The organism is Candidatus Sysuiplasma jiujiangense (assembly GCA_019721075.1).
In the GTDB taxonomy this organism is placed as follows: domain Archaea; phylum Thermoplasmatota; class Thermoplasmata; order Sysuiplasmatales; family Sysuiplasmataceae; genus Sysuiplasma; species Sysuiplasma jiujiangense.
Map to the genome: position 1 here is coordinate 23,530 of JAHEAD010000018.1, position 18,630 is coordinate 42,159.

The following is an 18,630-nucleotide window of genomic DNA, read 5'->3' on the forward strand; positions in this document are numbered from 1 at the left end:
TTTCTCCCCCTGTTCTTCTGATTACTTTAGTTTTACTGTTTCAGGCGGTAGACCGCTCATGCCGCAGTGTTTTCCTGTTTCAGGCAGGATGCAATTTTATCATCAGGTCCGATCTTTTCTGCCGCCGGGCACTGTCCCTTCACCGCCTTTTTTCCCCTCGGAGTCCGATCCCCTGCCTTTATCAGAGTCGCCGCTCCATCTTTTGATGCCGATGGAAACAAATGTTTCATACAGATTCCTTGCCCTGGACTTAACTATCTCCTTAATGTCGAGTGTGCTGTCAATGTCGGACACAACCTCGGCCAGTTTGTCCCTTTCGTACTCGAGTCCTGCTGCAAATTCAGCCTCTGTAATCGTATGATTCTCATGTAGGAGTTTCAGCTCCTCCATTCTGGACATTGTTCTAGAAAGACGTTTTTCCGCTGCCTCCTTCTCCTGCACAGTTTCAGTTTCAAAGTTGCGCTTGATGTAGCTGGAGAGAAACGGCCCCTGGAATATTATCGATATGAAGACAACGCCGAGAACCATAGTCACCAGGGTGCTTCTCAGCGGCAGGTTTACCGGAATGGATGCAATGAGAACAACGGAAAGAGCTCCGCGCATTCCGCCGAGCAGTGCCACATTTTTCCAGCTCCTTGGAACCTTTCTCTTTCTGCCGAAGAATGCCAGGATAGGGTATACTGCAACCGCACGGGCAACGAAAACGGAAACGGAGGCGATAATTATCAGTACAAATGCGTGCGAAAGGTTCAGCAGATCCGTGTTCAGCCCGATGAAAAGAAACGCGACCGAATTGGCTATGAACGCCATTATCCTCCAGAATGAACGAAGCGCCTCCTTCGAAAGAGGATGAACCACCGAACGCATAGTGATGTTTCCGTAGTACAGCCCTGTGACTGCAACTGCAACCAGACCTGAGAATCCGAGAGAGCCTGCAAGCGCGTATGCTCCGTAGACAATTGATATGGACAGCACCGCTTCCGAAAGTGTGTCGTTTATCAGCGAGGATACAATCTCCGCTCCAAATCCGACCGCCAGGCCTATCAGCACGCCGCCGCCGAAGATCAGACTGAAGCTGGTGATGCCGTGCAGCAGCGCCAGGTGTGAAACAGATCCTGTCGTAAGGACTATGGAGAAGACAATTATTCCGGTTGCGTCGTTGAATGCCGCCTCAGCGTCCATCAGCGCACTCAGCCTCCTCGGTACTTTCAGTCTCCTGAATATCTCCAGGACGGATGCCGTATCAGTAGGTGAGATCAGCGAAGAGAAGAGAAATGAGTCATATGGCGGAAGTCCTACAATCTTCCAGAGTATGAGGCCGCCGACAAGCGTGGCTATAAGCACACCAGCAGTTGCCAGCACCAGTCCAACCCTTATTGACGACCGGAATTCAACGGATCTTATGCCCATCATCGCCTCGAAGAGGAGAGGCGGTATTACCAGGCCGACAAACACGCTCCCGAGAAGATTGTTGTAGAACACGCTTATTCCGATGACCGATGAGACGGAGGATGCGGCGAGTATAATGCCGATTATGACAAGAACGATTGTATATGGTAACCTTATCCACCGCGAAACAATCGAGCCTATGAGCATAACGCCGAGAAGCCCTGTTATGATTATTTCCAGATTCGGTATCGCTGTCAATTCGAATCCCAATGCGCACGCTCTCTATAACCGTTTTTCCAGCGCCGGAGCATGGTCAACAGAAGTGGCGGCCGCAAATTCCGTCAGCTGATCTGGGACAGAACTTCGTCGACGGCCACCTGCACAGCTTCATCGCTTCCGTACCTGTTCTTCCAGCCCGTTCCGTCCAGTTTTTCAACGCCAAGCTCAGCATGTCTGACGTCGCCCATCCAGCCTCTTCCCTCGAAGCCGCCTGTAAATGCAAGCGGTACGTCATGAAGCTTCATTTTGTCGATCACAATCTTTGCGATTTTCAGGACGGAAGTCGTGCCCCTGTTTCCGAGATTGTATATGTCGGTTTTGCTGCTCCTTTCATGGACGTATACCATTGAACCGACGCAATCGGAAACATGAAGATAAGACTTCTTCTGCGTCCCGTCTCCAAGTATCTCCAGTCTGCTGCCGTCATTCTGCAGTTTCCTGATGAAGTCGAAAATCACGCCGTGGGTCGAGTTCCTTCCAACTATGTTCGCGAACCTGAAAATTGTGCCGCGTATGCCGTAATAGTGCGAGTAGGCCGTGATGAAACCTTCTGCCGCCATCTTGGATGCGCCGTACGATGAAATAGGCATGTACGGCCCGTAATCTTCAGCCGTCGGTATCCTGCTCGCTTCCCCGTATACCGTGGAACTTGACGCAAATGCTATTTCCTTCACATCGTTCTTCCTCATGAATTCCAGTATGTTGAGCGTCCCTTCGGCATTGACCCTGAAGTCGAAAACAGGATTCTGCGAGCCGCCCCTTACATCGGAGTCGGCTGCAAGGTGGAAGACAATATCGTAACCGTCCAGATCCTCAAGATCCTCCGTTCTTGTTATGTCCTTCCTGTGTATCCGGAAGCCCTTTCTGCTTCTGAATCCGGTTATGTACCGGTCATCTACCGACGAAAAATTGTCGAGAACATGAACCTCATTCCCGGATAAAAGATAGTCAACAAGATTCGAGCCTATGAAACCGGCTCCGCCCGTCACCAGAACTGACTTCCCTTTGATCATCAGGTGCTTTGTGAAATTCTAACCGTATATTATGATTCGCACGTTCGTGCACACAGCACGGGATGCAGCACCGGACAGTACTGCTGCCGGCCACAAATATGATAAGCAGGCGCCGGTTTTGAATTTCCCGGATGAACTTGAAAAATAACTATTTCAGGGGAGCCGCCTTCGCGCTGGCGGGTGCGACTCTGTGGGGCCTCTCAGGCACTGCGTCGTCCGCGCTTTTCACGGTTTACGGGATGCCGTATCTTTCTTTGCTTACTGTCAGGATGCTTCTTTCCGGCGGTCTCATGTATCTGGTGCTGAGACCAAAGTTTCCGGGTGATAAGAGATTGCTTTTTATGCTGTTCGCCTTCAACCTGATGGCTGTCCAACTCACATATCTTGCCGCAATAAAATACACGAATGCGCCTACTGCGACGATGCTCCAGTACCTGTTCCTTCCAATCGTGTTCGTTTTCGAACTTGCCGTCCACAGAATACGATCTTCCGCAATTCTCTATGCTGCAATGGCAGTGTCAATTTTAGGCATCTTCGAACTCACAACGAGTTTCCCCCTGAAGGGCATCTCACTTGTAATCAACCCGGTAGGATTTGCGTTCGGTGTCGTATCAGCCGTCACCGCTGCCCTGTATGTCCTTCTTTCAGCACCGCTGATAGAAAGGATGGGAGCAGTGAACTCCGTCCTCTGGGGGCTGCTGATAGGCGGTGTCATGTCAGTACCGCTCGGACTGTTTCCGTCTTTTGCATACTTTTCTGCACTTCATTTCAGCGAACTCATTCCAGTCTCGCTCCTCGTGCTCTTCGTCGCAATATTCGGAACAATGCTGGCGTTTACGCTCTTCATAAAAAGCATGGAGACAATAACCGCCACTCAGGCATCAATTGCAGGCACCATGGAACCCGTTGCAGCTGCCGTCTCCTCTCTTCTCTTTCTCGGTGTGCTGATGACCGCACAGCAGTATTTTGGCGGAGCGCTCATTATAGTTTCGATAATTGTGGTGCAGAAGACAAATGCTGTTGCGAGGGCAGATGCACCGCCTGAGCTCAAAATCTGATACACTGAAGGAGACTGAAACGCTCCATGAGCCACAGGCGCGCAAAAGCGGTGGATTTTCGCGCCGCCCGGCTGTTATTGAGCGCAGGAATTGCATGCTCCGGCCCCTTTTGGTTCCCCGCGCTTATAGATGGCGGAAAGATGCCAGGAATGAAATGAATTTATCTTCGAGTCTTCGCCGGTATCATTAAACTTTAATTGTTATATAGTCATTAATGGTCGTATGAAGTTATCTGTATGGGCACGGAAAGAGGGCATTGGTTATCGTGCCGCATGGCGCATGTGGAAAGCGGGTCAGCTGAAAGCGCATCAGCTGCCTACCGGCACAATCATAGTTGAAGAGGAGAGACCCTCCATACTGCCGGACAGTGTTGCCATATATGTCCGTGTCTCCAGTTCGGAAAAGAGGGGCAATCTTTACAGCCAGGCAGAGCGTCTCACATAGTATGCCATCGCACGCGGGTACAGGATATACAGAGTAGTGAAGGAGGTGGGCAGCGGCGTGAATGACAGCAGGAAGCAGCTGCTCAAACTGCTCACAGACGACGGCTACTCGAAGATAGTAGTGGATCACAGGGACAGGCTCACGCGCTTCGGTTTCAACTACATCGACACGCTGCTCAGGCAGCACGGCAAGTGGGACAGGCGAAGCCGCAGCGGCAAGGTGTTCAGGTGCATCCATTGTGGACACAGGGATGACGCCGACATGAATGGCGCACAGAACATCAGGCTGCTGGGGCTGGCGGGAGTCTATAGTCTCCGTTCGCTGCCAAACGAATTCACAGGCAGGAATATCTGTCTATGAAATCAGTAACTATCTGCCGCTCTTCCGGAAGACCAGAAAATGACGCTGCATATGATGCCGTTTGTCCGAAGCAGATTTCCGTTGCAGCGCATGTTAAGCGGGATCGCTGAATTTGGGCTGAAAGCCCCATAAGAACTGCGTTCAGACACTTTCCTCTATTCCGAAATCGCTGAAATGCAGAGATATCCTGGGTGCTACAGTCTTGAAGGACTCGACGGTTTTTTCTATATCCTCCTCGTTATGGACGACGGATACGGTCCACTGTTCGTCCGGACCCGGAGCTGCCGGGATTACACCAAGATTGGTCATGGCGAGGTAGTAGTAATTCCATTTGCCGGTATTGCCTAGTAGGAATTCCCTCCAGTTTTCAGGCTGCCTGCTGTTGAATGAAATGGCACCGCTTACCCCTGCAACAGGGACGTGCGAAACTATTTCGTTCATTGACAGTATGTCGCCATATGCGGAGGCAAGTTCGGAGGATAATTTCTGTGCATGTGAGATTGCGTTACGGGTGAGGATTTGTTCAAGCGATATGACGACCGCCTCCATGCTGAGCGGATTGGAATTGAAGGTACCTGCATGAGAAACCATTCCGGGTCCCACATTTTCCATTATCTCCTTCCGCCCCGCAATTGCCGAAACAGGCAGGCCGCTGCCTATCGCCTTTCCCAGTATCTTCATGTCCGGCTTCACTCCGAGGGCTTCTTCAGCACCGCCATAGAACTTACCGCAGGTCTTTACCTCGTCAAAAATAAGTATTATGCCGTAACGGTCGCAGAGCTTCCTGAGACCGGATATGAATTCCTTTCGGGGTATGACCACACCCATATTCATTGGATAGGGCTCCAGTATGATTGCTGCGATATTACCATTGGCTGATTCCACTATTCTTTCAGTTGATGCGATATCATTGAACGGCGCGACAATGACGCCTTCTTTCATCCCGGACGGGATGCCGGGACCTGCGGGTATCGTATTGGGTCTCTCAGAGGGACCGGCCACTTCCACCGATGGTTTGACGCTGAAGAGCAGATCGCTGTTGCTGCCATGGTAGCATCCTTCGAACTTCATTATGGCATCCCGTCCGGTGAAGGCTCTTGCCATTCTGAGGCCATGCATTGTCGCCTCAGTGCCGGTGTTTGAAAAACGAACCATGTCAGCGGAAAATCTGCCGGCGACTGCCTCAGCCGCCCTTATCCCGATTTCGTCTTCGAAGCCAAGCATTGGAGACTCCTCGAGCCTTCTTTTCAGGGACTGAACGACAAGCGGATGCGAATGCCCGGCCAGCAGTGCGCCATATCCCAGGCTGAAATCTATGTATTCATTACCGTCTGCATCGTAGATTTTCTGCCCCCTTCCTCTCCGAGCAAATATAGGATACGGTCTGGTGAACCTGTAGTTGGAATGCACACCAAACGGAGTCACGAGGGATGCGGTTTTCCACAGTTCGCCTGATTTACGAGTCCTTTTCAGGAATTTCTCATTCTCTGCGCTGAGCACTGCTTCCGAACTGATTCTATCCAATGTATCACTTTCTTACTCCTTACCTGCATTTGTGGAAATTATCCAGCAATACAGTTAAATTTAGACACGTTATCAATGTTTACTGAGTATAAAATGAATTCTGGTCCCGTAACAGCATAAATTGAGAAAAATTCGATATTTGGCTGATTCAATCGTAAAGGACCGGATAAAGTATTTCAATTCACAGAAGACTCATGGGTGTTCGAAACAGGTGAAACAAAGGAAGGGGAATTTGATTGAGTGAAAATATGCAATTGTACAGAGACTACATTAACGGCGAATGGACGGATGCTGATAACGGTGCGACACAGAAGATCATAAATCCGGCAACCGAAGAGATAATAGCGGAAGTTCCGAGGGGTGGTGCATCCGATGCAAAGAAGGCGATAGACGCCGCGAGAGATGCATTCGACAACGGGAAATGGCCAAGAATGACACCCGGCGAGCGTTCGCTCGTAATGCTGAATCTCGCATCGCTCGTCGAGGTAAACATCGATGAGCTTGCCAGGCTGGAAACAATGAATCAGGGAAAGACGATAAAGCAGTCGAGAGACGGCGACTTTCCCTTCAGCGTTGACAACATAAGGTTTTATGCCGGGGCGGCCAGGGCACTGCCAGGTCTGCCGGCAATGGAATACATGTCGACCGGAACCAGCTATGTGAGAAGGGAACCTGTCGGCGTTGTGGCCCAGATTACACCCTGGAACTATCCATGGATGATGGCCATCTGGAAAGCTGGACCTGCGCTTGCTACGGGAAATACAGTGGTACTCAAGCCTGCGAGCCTCACTCCGCTGACGACGATAAAATTTGCAGAGTTGTGCGAGAAGGCTGGTTTTCCCAGGGGTGTCGTCAATGTGGTCACCGGACCCGGGGAAGTTATCGGAAGCGAGTTCACAGGCAGTCCAAAGGTTGACATGATTTCAATAACCGGCGACACGGCGACGGGAAAAAAGATAATGGAAAAATCCGCTGCGACGCTGAAGAAACTGCACCTGGAGCTCGGCGGCAAGGCGCCGTTCATTGTGTTCGAGGATGCGGATCTTGAGGCGGCGGTGCGGGGAGCCGCTGCGGCCGGATACGTCAACGGCGGACAGGATTGCACGCAGGCTGCACGATTCTATGTCCATGAGAAACTTTATGATAGATTTGTCAGACACCTGGTTGAAGAAAGTTCCAAGGTCAGGATCGGCGATCCGCTGAACAGAAACACGGATCTCGGCCCGCTTGTATCAGCAACTCAGAGAGACAGGATTGAAAACTACGTGCTGCATGGCCGGGAGGAGGGGGCGAAACTGGAATTTGGCGGCAAAAGACCGGATGCAATGAGGAAGGGGTTCTATTTCGAGCCTACTGTGTTCAGCAACGTAACCCAGGACATGAAAATCGCAAGAGAGGAGATATTCGGCCCGGTCCTTCCGGTGCTCAGCTTCTCGTCGTTTGACGAGGTTATAGGCAATTCGAACGACACCGTCTACGGCCTCCACAGCTCTGTGTGGACATCCAGTGTCGGAACTGCGATGAAGGTTGCGTCCAGGCTGAGATTCGGGGCAGTCCAGGTAAACGACCACCTGCCCATAACATCAGAAATGCCTCACGGCGGCTACAAGCAGTCAGGCTTCGGCAAGGACATGTCGCTCTATTCGCTTGAGGAATACACCCAGATCAAGCATGTGTATTTCGACATGACTGGAGACAGGAGAAAGGGCTGGCATTACATAACATACGGCGATCCTTCCTGAAGACAGCAGCATCAGCTGAGGCCGAGGACAACTGACTATACTCAGAAGCTGACTGATAAGGCGCATCCTGCTCATTTTAGATTTTCAATTTCAACAGGTTCAATGTCCTCGGCTGTTCTGAAGTTCAGAATCCTGGAATAGAAATAGTACTCTGCCTCAAACGCGCGTTTGATGTTCCGGGCATCACGGAAACCGTGCTGTTCTCCTTCGAAGAGCAGGTACGAGGTGGGAATGCCTTTCCGTTTGAGCGCACTGAATATCAGTTCTGCCTGATCCGGGGGAACAATCCTGTCTTCCTTTCCCTGGAATAATATCACGGGAGCATCAATGCTCTCAACATGATGTATTGCAGAACGTTCACGGTAGATGTCCCTCCTCGCTGGATACGGACCCACGAGCGTGTCAAGATATCGTGATTCGAATTTATGGGTCTCCCTGACCATAAGTTCAAGATCGCTCAGACCGTAGTAACTTGCGCCTGCCCTGAACACCTTTCTGAAGGTAAGGGCACAGAGCGTTGTGTAACCGCCAGCGCTTCCTCCGAGGATGAGGAGTCTGTTCCTGTCAACCCTGCCTGTTGAGCTCAAAAACAGCGCCCCGCTGACGCAGTCGTCGACGTCCGCAATGCCCCACTGCCCATTCAGTTTCATCCTGTATGCACGGCCGTATCCCGAGCTTCCGCGATAGTTGACATCCAGAACAGCGAATCCTCTGGAAGTCCAGTACTGTATGGCCGGACTGAAACGGGTTGAAGCGGCGCTTGTCGGACCTCCGTGGCTCATAACTATCAGAGGAGGAAGTTCGCCCGCAGGCTGGACATGCATGCTGTTTCTGGGCGCATAAAATAGGGCATAGGCGCTCCCGCCGCCTGCAGCCGGAAATGCCAGGTGTTCCGGGAATGAAATTGAGTCCCCGGGAATGCCGGTTACGGAAGGACAGTACAACTTGTCAAACACACCGTTGGTCGGATCAAACCTTACAAGAGAAGACGGAATTGCGGGAGATGAGGCAACGAAATATGCGTTTCCGCCTGCAGACTGAACGTAGGAGAAGTCGGTATACCTTGATGGAATCTGTTTGATACTGCCGTCAGCCGCATCAATAATTCCAAGATGCCATGTGCCATTCTGCGAATATGCACAGATTATTTTGTCTCCGGGGAGAAAGGCATAATGCGAAATGCCGAAAACCCACGCAGGCCTGGAAAAGTCGGCTTCAACGGGGCTGATGCATTCAACCACCCCCCTTCTGTATGCATGAATATTCCACCATCCTGACTCCCGGTCAGAGACAAAGAAGAGTGTTCCATCGGCAGACCATCCGGGCTCGGAAATGCATTCATCGTCTCCGCCCGCTACTTTAATCCTGTTCAGAATGCTGCCGCCGGATGATATGTCACCCAGCCAGAGTTCAGTACTGTAGAAAGGCATTGATGGATGATTCCACGTCAGCCATGCAACCTTTTTTCCGTCGGGTGAAACTCTGGGGGACGAATAGAAGTCATTGCCTTCTACAAGCACCCTGGATTCGCCACCTGCTTCAGCATCCAGAGACGCGATTGTGTTCTCTGCTTCTGTCCCATCGGAAAAGTGTTTTTCCCTGACAAGAATTATTCTGCGGTTCATACTGTCGTATGCCGGATCTGCATAGAAGACATCCGATTCTGAGCTGAAAGGTTCGGGTTGACCTTTGCCGTCCAGGTCCTGCACGTAAATCTTCTGATCTCTGAAATTCGAGAAATAAACTTTGCCGTCAACGACGATATAACACAACCCGCCGTACTCGTGTACCCTCGTGCGTGCATTGAATCCCGGCGGGATTATGTCGTAAACCTGTTTTCCTGCAGTTCTGCACATGATGACGTTCCTGCCCGATTCGGAAGGTCTCTGCTCGGTCCAGAGGATTCGTCCATTCTCGAGGGCAAGCACACTGCTGAGTTCGCTGGCTGACGACGCGGTTGCTTCCGCGCTGACAGGCGACTTCCACGTACCATAGGGTGCAGTAATCATTCCCGCACTGTCCGACATCGGGAAGAGCATGGTTTCGGTCACTTTATATTTATCACGGCATCAGGCGGATATGCTGGAAATCGAATACCTGCCACCCGTTTCAGTGGTGATTGACTTCAGAATGTCCTGTGCACCATCCTGACGTCCAGATCCCGGAGTATTTCAAAGTACCTGTCAGGATTCAGATGTTCGGGCGGATATATGCCCGGCGATATGTGATCGTCTTCAAGCAACTGCAGCGCTCCTGCTGCTGCACCGGTACCGGTCAGGTAGGAAGTTGCGGTTACGCCGTATTTCCTGTAGCAATACTTGTGATCCAGGACGGCGTAGAGCACATGCTTTACCTTCTTCCCCTTCTTCCTGCCTGCAACCTCGACAAGTACTATTGCCTTGCCTGTAATATCGGAGCCAAGCTGTGCGGGCTGTGGTATCAGTTTCAGCGTGACATCAATGGGTCTGACTTCGATGTCCCCCACTCTGATTTTTGTCTCTGAAGTGAAGCCAAGATTCTCCATAACTTCAAGATACTTCAGCGTATCATCTGTCAGTGCCAGCTTGAAGTCGACATACTTTATTCCCTTGCCAATAGTTTTCGAGAGACTGTAAACTTCCTCATGATCAACACTGTACACGGGGAGTCTGCCGATGCCCCCCGGGAAGTCGTACCATTCTTTGTCGCTGAATTTGTCTATGCGGTTGAGTTTTCCGTTCCTGAATATCGCAGGCTTCTCCATGGTTTCACCGATGAATGTTGCAGGCGAGAAGAGGCAAACGAACGGGTATTTCCTGCTGTTTGCAGTTTCACCATCTCTTATTCTGACGGATTCGACCCGGTCGAGCCTGTTTGCCGCATACATCGCTGCTATGTTGCTTATGCCCGGATCTTCTCCAAGGCCCAGTATTGCCGTGTTGCCTCTCTTTTTCCAGGCATCGTTAAAACGATACTGTTCATTCATATCCTCGGTTGAAGCGAGATCGATGTATTTTGCCCCGGCTTCCAGAGCAGCATTCATTATCCCCACATTGAAACGGGGAAGGGATGAATTTATGACGAGACCTTTTCCCTTCAACGCATCTTCAACTTCGGAAACATTTGCCGCGTCCAGTTTTACCGGTTCGACCTTCTTCTTGCCAATTCTCGTTGCAACCCTTTCGGCCTGCGCAATGTCTATATCTGCAAGTTGAAGGCTGTCAACCTTTTTGCTGGACGAGAGATGTCTCGCGATTACCGTGCCTACTCCACCTGTTCCTATCAACAGAACTTCCAAAATTTCACCACTATTGACCTCAGAATCCCATTCGGCTGCCGAGATCGAGGTTTCCACTTAAGATATGGTATTTATTGGTTGTTCCTAATCTGCATACTTGAAGCGGATGTGCTCAAAAGATTAATAACAGAAGATGCCTAGACCGGTGAAATTCGGATAATTTTTATGTTTTTCGTAATGAATTTTAGACACTGTTTTATCATAAAATATGGAAATCATCTAATTTTCCGGATATATTGTGGCGGAAATTTCAATGTTTGATGCAGAAGCTAAATTATGAAAAATAATCAGAAACTTTTATATCGCATCAGAACAATCCCGCCAGAACAGCAAATAGGTTGAGGGGATTAGTTTTGAACGTGTGTTTAAGGTCAGGGGCTGCATCGGTTCGTCTACGAACAGAATGTTTTTTTATTCATTTGCGATATGAATGCAGCGGGCATTGTGGTCTGGTGAGAATATGAATTTTAAGGTTATAGTGGCAATCATTGTTGTGATCGTACTTGTTATTGCAGGATCGGCTGCCTATGTGCTTCTTTCACATAAACCGGCAGTTGTTCCCTCGACAATAGTGGTGGACGCTTCAACTCAGCCGGGTACAGTTGACCCTGCTGCGGCCGGTTCGACATCAAGCTGGGGTGCCGTACAGCAGATTTACCAGACACTGGTTGCCTATAACGGTTCCTCCGATACAAGTTTTGTAGGCCAGCTGGCATATAATTGGAGCCACGGTCCGACCTATATGAACTGGACGTTCTATCTGAGACATAATGTCACATTCAGCAATGGCGATCCCTTCAATGCCTATGTTATGTGGTACTCGCTCTACAGGGGTATGGTCATGAACCTTACGATGTCCTATGTCCTGTGGGAGAGCTTCAACGACACTACGATAGGACCAGCTTTCCTCAACAGTGCGAATTTCAGTTCACCCAGTGCATCTCAGCTGGCTGTAATGGAAAACACGAGTCTGCCCATTTATGTCATAAATCAGTATGAGATACACTTCGCACAGGGCTCGGGTTACTTCGGTGATGTCCCGTATGCACATTTCCTCGCAACTCTTACTGTTCCGGTCTGTGCAGCAGTCGATCCCATTTATATTGATGCTCACGGTGGTGTGGTGGCAGATCAGAAGAATGGCTACCTTTCAGACAATGCTATGGGGACAGGTCCCTACGAGCTCAAGACTTGGGTAAAGGGGTCGTATATGGAGTTCGTAAAGTCACCTGATTACTGGGGACTGCAACTACCCTCCTCCCAGTTGAATAACGCCATCGATCCTGCGAGAAGCAATGTGACAGTCGATTATGTCGGCGTGGCAACAACTGCAATAGCCAATATCAAGAGCGGGAAGGCACAGATTATTGATGCCGAATACAGCCCTACAGTCATTAACTCGCTGAAGTCAACACCAGGCATAACCGTTACAGAGATGCCGCCCATTTATGGCTCCACGCAGGCGTCCTGGTTCATGTACATGAATACGTCGTATGAGTACTTCAGCAACCTGTCTGTCAGAGCGGCCATAGTTCATGCCCTGAATTATTCAGAAATCATCAGTCTTGCGTTTGGAGGATATGCATACCCATGGGTCGGACCCGTGGTACCCGGCTATCCTGATTACAATCCCAACAACCTTTCGCCTTACCAGTATAATCTGACCCTTGCCAAGAGCGAAATGAAGGCTGCCGGCCATCCCAATGGCTTACCCGGCACCTTCAATTTTCTCTATGTATCATCCACGGACATAACTTCAGCAGCGGATATCATCAAATCCGACCTCAGTGCTATAGGGATCAACATAACACTTGAGGGAGTTTCCCTGTCTTCGTTCGACAGCATTACTTTTCCGCCCACCGCCAACGTTTCCGCGTATCCCCTGGGTTTGGATTTCTACTCTGCGGATTATGTTTCACCGGATGACGCTACCCAGCAGATAGTTCTGCCGGGCGGAACAGCCTGGCCGCCTTCAAACTGGACCAACACCACAATAGACAACGAAGCATACAGTGCGATGTCCAACGTAAGTGCTTCAGCGGTAAGTCAGATGTATGCAAACATCACAGCCGCAATGTATAACCAGTACATTGATGCGTGGCTTGCTGTTCCAGCCGTCTTCGCAATATATTCGTCAAATCTTCACGGTATGGTTTTCAACGCCATGGGCAGTGTCGCTCCCAACTTTGTCATGTACTTCAATACGCTGTATTTGACCTGACCGGGCACTGCATTCCAAACCTTTTCCCATAACCGGTTGGCAATCTGTTAGTGTGCTTCGCATGACGCTCATCATGTCATGATCACAGAATTAAGTGAAGTGTTTTCCAATGAAGGTCCAATGAAGGGTGAGGATGAGGAGAAACCCGGGAGATATGCTGATTTTTATCCTGAAAAGGATAGGCCTGATGTTTTTTCTTCTGATAGGGACAACGTTTATTGTCTTCGTATTATCCCACATGATGCTCCCTGACCCGGCCGTTGTCTGGGCTGGAAGGCATGCGAGCCATTCCGAAATAACTGCTATCGTTGCTGAATACCACCTCAACGCTCCTTTCTACACACAGTATTACTACTACATGAAGGGAATTCTGACGGGTAACTGGGGAACAAATACAATCAATGGCGCCCCCATACTGCCTGAACTGTTGCATTATTTTCCGGCCACGCTGGAACTGGTCCTCGCCTCCCTTCTTATCATGATGGCCGTTGGCATTCCGCTGGGTGTGATTGCCGCGTCCAGACAGGGTAAAACCGCAGATCACATTGTGAGGGCACTATATCTCAGCGGCTGGGCGACACCGACATTTCTGGGAGGTGTAATACTCGTCCTGATATTCGGTCTTTACATCCGCATTCTACCCGACACGGGTATGATCAATCCTTCCCTGACCCCGCCGCCGACAATAACGGGAATGCCCGTTGTCGACAGTCTTCTTGCGCTGAATTTCACCGATTTCGTAAGTTCGGTCAGGCATCTCATTCTGCCGGCAGTATCGCTTGCATTTCTGAACTTCGGCATAACCACCAGAATGACGCGTTCTTCCATGCTGGAGGTCTTATCTCTCGATTATATCAAGGCTGCCCGCTCTAAAGGGCTTGCAGAATCGGTGGTGCTCTTTAAACATGTACTGCGCAATGCACTGACTTCCACCGTAACAGTTCTGGCGTTGATGACAGGTTCACTTCTTTCGGGCACGGTCGTCATTGAAGAGATTTTTGGCTGGCCGGGAATCGGGACGTTCGCATACAATTCAATTGTAGTGTCGGATTTTCCCGCAATTATCGGCGTTACAATTTTCTTTGCCGCCGGAGTAATAATCGCAAATCTGATCGCTGACGTTCTCTACGCTGTCCTCGATCCCAAGGTTGAATGGGGATAAATGGATTTCTTCCAATATTTACTGCAAGTTCCTGAAATGCCATTCATCACTTGAATCTCTTGCTCTCCGGAAAGCGATTGATACTGAGATCTTATGGCACTCCCTGAAAATTCTGCTGAAAACGTCCAATCTGTCCAATGTCAGTCGCTTCATCCCATGAATTCATTCATGGGCTTTCACGACCTTTCCGGTAATACAATTCGACAGACCTGTGTGCAAATGGTTTCAGAATCCGACAAAGGTTAATGAGTGGACTTGCGCAGGATGCAGCAAACGGAAGGAAAAAGGTGCCTGCGAGCACAGCTTAACCAAAGACCGCTGCAGTCGATTAAACCCATATCACCGACTGAATCGACGTAAAGCATCTTCCATTGTGCTTAGTGCCCGATCCAGTGTATCCTTCTCTATGGTAAGCGGAGGTTCAATCCGCAGGACATGGTCACCATAATTGTAAAGCGGAATAGTTCCGTTCCTGACACATTCGAAGAAAACCTTTCGTGTCAGACCAGGATCCGGGATCCCGGTCCCTTTGTCCTTTACAATCTCAATGCCAAGACACAATCCGAGTCCTCTCACCTCGCCTATGCTGTCTAATGCTTCGAGCTCCTTAAGTCTCTTCAGTGCCTCCTTTCCGAGACGTTCGGATTTTTCCACCAGCCGATCGCGTGTCAGCAGCTCAATCGTCTTGATGCCAGCAGCACATGCCGCCGGCATGCCTCCAAAAGTAGTTCCGGCTGCGACCGTTTCTCTGCCAAGTGTCTTTTCGGTCCCGAGGACTGCGGAAATCGGCAGAAGACCGCCACTGAGTGCCTTGCCTATCACGAGCAAGTCTGGAGAAACATTGAAATGCTCAATGGCCCACATTTTACCTGTCCGGCCCAGGCCTGTCTCGACTTCGTCGGCAATAAATAACCATCCATGTTCATCACACAGTTTTCGCAGACCCCGGACAAAGTTTGCCGGTGGGATCCAGACACCCGCTTCACATGCAACCGGCTCAAATATTACGCCTGCGATCCTGTCTGGAGCGGCAACATATCTCAGAACCTGATTTTCTATGTGCCCCAGAATGTGTTCACCAAACTCGTCTTCGCTCATGCCGGGATGTCTTCTGTATGGAAACGGGTAGGGCACATGGACCACGCCCCCCTGATATGCTTCCCAGTATCTCCGTTCCGAAGCGCTCAGGGAACCGATAACGCCGGCCCCTATCGACAGTCCATGATACTGTCCCATGAAACTCAGTATCTGTGGTCTCTTGCTGGTCTCGACGGCGAATTTAACCGCTGCCTCTGCGGCTCCGGTGCCCGACAGTTCCAGGAATACACGTTTCAAATTACCTGAAGGGCTGATGGAAAGCAGTTTTTTTCCAAGCTCTATCATTGGAACGTGAGGATTCATGAAATAAATGAGGAAGCCGTACCGTTTCAGTGCGTCGATGGCCGTATCAAGTATTTCCGGGTTCACATTGCCCAAGTTGTTTGTCGCCCACTGGCTCGTGAGATCTATGAATATGCGGCCGTTGACGTCCCTGACAGTCGATCCGGACGCACCGGAAACAACGATGCTGGCAAGACGTGTGTCATCCCCCCAGAAATATTTTGGAAAAATATTCTGATACTGCTTCCAGTAGCTGTCAACTCCAACCCGCCTGTTGCTTCGATTCTGCTTCTTTCCGCCCGATATTGTGAATTCTTCGTGAGCTCTCTCTTCGGTCTCTCCGAACCCCTTTTCCTTTTTCATGTCACTGCATCTCCGCATGATCTGTACGGTCGCTTTTATTCTCCTCTGTTTATTTTCAGTTTAATTCCAAAATCTTCTATTCTCTTAAGGAAGTATTCGGGCTCTATACACGCCTCGGGAGGAATCATCCCGTGCATGGTTATTTTTCCGTTTGCAATCATTTCGGCGCCTATTGCAGCGGAAGTTCCGGTGAGGACATGGCCGCCTACGGCTTTCCATTCCTTTCTGGAAAATGCAAGCGCATACGCGTTCCTTCTCACAGGCTTTCCATTGCTGATGCCATCGACACTTACCAGCACGCAGCTCACATCCGTAATTTCGCCTGGCGAGTTGCTCGACTGATACCTGCTCAGATAGCTGGCGAGGAAATCGTATGGGGATATGTTTGTTTCGTCGTTTATCCTGACATTCTTTTTTTCGAGGAGGCCAAGACTCTTCAGTACTGAAAACATTTCATAGGGTTGTGCAAGCATGAAATCAACATGATCAACAGGCTTGCCAAGGAACTTCGGAAGGGTAATAGGTTCCTCATGAGGAGTGAGATATGTCCTGAGTGTGTTGATGGGTTCCGGAAAGACCGTGTCTTCCCATCTGCTGAGTGGAGGTTCAAGTTTGAATTCCCCCCTGTCCCATGTCACGGCATCCCATGTCCACTCCTCCAGGACTCCTCTAACTGTAAATCTGAAGGGATGTTCAACAGTTCCAATGTCTCTGTCTGCATCCCTGATGCGGATAGAATTCACGCTCTCCATATCCTCTGTGAGCTTCCTTGCGAAAACATTGCTTATGCCCGGATCAACACCAAGCTCCAGTATTATGGTAATGCCTGCATCGATAGCCTCCTGGGTCCTTCCAATCTGAAGAAGTTCCGAACCCGACATGCTTGAAGAAAGGTCAACCATGTCTGTAGAGGTTCTGACTGCCGCATCTGTCACGATATGATTGAAATCGTCCCAGCTGCAATTCACAGCAACATCGGCCTTCGTGAGAACCCTGTCTATGTCGTCACTGACCCTGAAATCCAGTTTTCTCCCCGAAATCTTATCGGAACCTATTGAACGAATCATCGAATCTATCCGGCGTTCGTCGATGTCAGCTATCAGCACCGTATCGAACGCATTCATGTCAGCCAGTACTCTTGAAACCACGTTACCTATTCCCCCCGCACCTCCCAAAACTGCAGCAGTAGCCATAAGAAATCATTCCTGATCGTCCAATGTTCTATCGGCACTATAAGCCATTTTTTATTTATTCTTTGTCCAGATGACGCGCTGTTTCATATTTTGTATTAAATCGTGCATTTTCTCCAATCTCTGTTGGCAAATATGGCATTTGTTGCATAACAGTCCGCAGACATAGACAGCATCCTGAAAATCTGCAAATACAGTAAGCCTTGGGAAGTGTCATGCTCCTTGCAGCAATCCAGTTTCCTGGAGTGCTCTTCAATTCAAAAAATTTTCATTCAGGCAGCAGAAGATACTCCCTCTGTTTAGATGTTTCAGAACGGTGAGAGGCAAGGCGGCAACGTAAAGCACGAGTGCTCCATTTGATTTCGGAGGTTTCATAATGAGGTATGCTGATGCTTGAACGGTCAAATCATCTGCAAACTATGCAGTTACATCAGGATTTCTCTTGCGAAAGTTAAAGTTTTGCTTGCAGTATCCAGCTCCAGACGCCAAAGCAAAATGGGATTTCAACAGTCGATATATTTTAATGCGAGACAGTAATACGCAAAACCAGTGAAGCTGTCAGACCGGGCACGCAAGAACGGCATAGACTACAGGACGGCCTACAGGCTTTATCGTTCTGGCAGATTTCCAGGACCTACCGGGCAGTTGGCAACGGGAACAAAACTTGTCCATGAACCTGAGCCGGGACATGCACCTGCGGAAAGGGTTGTGCTGTATGCCCGTGTGTCATCCGCCGACCGGAAGAGCGGCACCGGCAGGCAGATGAAAAGACTGGAGGACTATGCAGCGGCGCGTGGATCGCACGCCGGTGCGGAAATATCTGAAATCGGTTCGGGGCTCAACAGGCTGAAGAAAGGAAATCTCTCATGGATGTATGAGATATCCAAGTGTGCACCGCAGGAGGCACTGCGCGATCTCGACAGTGCATTCACCCGGTTCTTTGACGGTAATGCCGATTTCCCGAAATTCAAGTCGAAAAAGCACGGCTGTGGCTCGTTCAGGCTCACCGGTGCGATGAAGGCACAGGGTTACAGCATACAGCTGCCGTGCATCGGCACGATGAGTCTGAAGGAGAACGGCTGCCTTCCGGCGGATGGGCACATACCCAGTACGACAGTATCGGAAAGGGGCGGCAGATGGTTTGTATCGCTCGCAGTCATTGAGGAACACACAGTACCGGAGAACAGCGGCAGTATTTGCGGTGTGGACCTCGGAGTCAAAAACCTTG

14 protein-coding genes are annotated in these 18,630 nt (G+C 50.0%); 7 read left to right on the plus strand and 7 right to left on the minus strand.

Going from position 1 to position 18,630, the window contains the following annotated elements:
• Positions 1–102 precede the first annotated feature (102 nt).
• Positions 103–1,647, minus strand: coding sequence for a sodium:proton antiporter (locus tag KIS29_09365; protein MBX8640528.1), 1,545 nt, complete (start codon positions 1,645–1,647; stop codon positions 103–105).
• 83 nt (positions 1,648–1,730) lie between these two features.
• Positions 1,731–2,678 carry an NAD-dependent epimerase/dehydratase family protein gene (locus tag KIS29_09370; protein ID MBX8640529.1) on the minus strand — a complete coding sequence of 316 codons (948 nt, stop codon included), beginning with the start codon at positions 2,676–2,678 and terminating at the stop codon, positions 1,731–1,733.
• Between the two features lie 134 nt (positions 2,679–2,812).
• Between KIS29_09370 and KIS29_09375 the strand changes: the two genes are divergently transcribed.
• The 3 genes from KIS29_09375 (at position 2,813) to KIS29_09385 (ending at position 4,543) form a co-directional block, all read left to right on the plus strand.
• Entirely contained in the window at positions 2,813–3,739 is a 927-nt protein-coding gene (locus KIS29_09375) for an EamA family transporter (protein MBX8640530.1), read from the plus strand.
• Between the two features lie 222 nt (positions 3,740–3,961).
• Positions 3,962–4,183 (plus strand): hypothetical protein, encoded by a 222-nt coding sequence (locus KIS29_09380; protein MBX8640531.1) that lies wholly within the window; start codon positions 3,962–3,964, stop codon positions 4,181–4,183.
• Between the two features lie 36 nt (positions 4,184–4,219).
• A complete protein-coding gene (locus tag KIS29_09385) occupies positions 4,220–4,543 on the plus strand; it encodes a transposase (GenBank protein ID MBX8640532.1) in 324 nt (107 codons plus the stop codon).
• A 141-nt stretch (positions 4,544–4,684) separates the two neighbouring features.
• Here the strand turns inward: KIS29_09385 and KIS29_09390 are convergent, their stop codons facing one another.
• On the minus strand, positions 4,685–6,067 hold the full coding sequence (locus tag KIS29_09390) for an aspartate aminotransferase family protein (protein MBX8640533.1): 1,383 nt from the start codon (positions 6,065–6,067) through the stop codon (positions 4,685–4,687).
• Positions 6,068–6,303: 236 nt separating this feature from the next.
• Between KIS29_09390 and KIS29_09395 the strand changes: the two genes are divergently transcribed.
• Positions 6,304–7,809, plus strand: coding sequence for an aminobutyraldehyde dehydrogenase (locus tag KIS29_09395; protein ID MBX8640534.1), 1,506 nt, complete (start codon positions 6,304–6,306; stop codon positions 7,807–7,809).
• A gap of 71 nt (positions 7,810–7,880) precedes the next feature.
• Here the strand turns inward: KIS29_09395 and KIS29_09400 are convergent, their stop codons facing one another.
• Positions 7,881–9,818: a S9 family peptidase gene (locus KIS29_09400; protein MBX8640535.1), complete on the minus strand. Its 1,938-nt coding sequence runs from the start codon at positions 9,816–9,818 to the stop codon at positions 7,881–7,883.
• Positions 9,819–9,934: 116 nt separating this feature from the next.
• Positions 9,935–11,086, minus strand: coding sequence for a saccharopine dehydrogenase NADP-binding domain-containing protein (locus KIS29_09405; GenBank protein ID MBX8640536.1), 1,152 nt, complete (start codon positions 11,084–11,086; stop codon positions 9,935–9,937).
• 460 nt (positions 11,087–11,546) lie between these two features.
• Here KIS29_09405 and KIS29_09410 point away from each other — a divergent pair, with 460 nt between their 5' ends.
• The gene (locus KIS29_09410; protein MBX8640537.1) at positions 11,547–13,307 is read left to right on the plus strand and encodes a hypothetical protein; all 1,761 of its coding nucleotides are present in this window, start codon (positions 11,547–11,549) and stop codon (positions 13,305–13,307) included.
• Positions 13,308–13,440: 133 nt separating this feature from the next.
• Complete coding sequence (locus tag KIS29_09415) at positions 13,441–14,469, plus strand: ABC transporter permease (GenBank protein ID MBX8640538.1); 1,029 nt, start codon at positions 13,441–13,443, stop codon at positions 14,467–14,469.
• Positions 14,470–14,808: 339 nt separating this feature from the next.
• Here the strand turns inward: KIS29_09415 and KIS29_09420 are convergent, their stop codons facing one another.
• Together KIS29_09420 and KIS29_09425 are read right to left on the minus strand one after the other, a co-directional pair.
• A complete protein-coding gene (locus KIS29_09420) occupies positions 14,809–16,212 on the minus strand; it encodes an aspartate aminotransferase family protein (GenBank protein ID MBX8640539.1) in 1,404 nt (467 codons plus the stop codon).
• A 35-nt stretch (positions 16,213–16,247) separates the two neighbouring features.
• A complete protein-coding gene (locus KIS29_09425) occupies positions 16,248–17,405 on the minus strand; it encodes a saccharopine dehydrogenase NADP-binding domain-containing protein (GenBank protein ID MBX8640540.1) in 1,158 nt (385 codons plus the stop codon).
• A gap of 546 nt (positions 17,406–17,951) precedes the next feature.
• Here KIS29_09425 and KIS29_09430 point away from each other — a divergent pair.
• A partial coding sequence (locus KIS29_09430; GenBank protein MBX8640541.1) for a recombinase family protein occupies positions 17,952–18,630 on the plus strand: 679 nt, incomplete at its 3' end.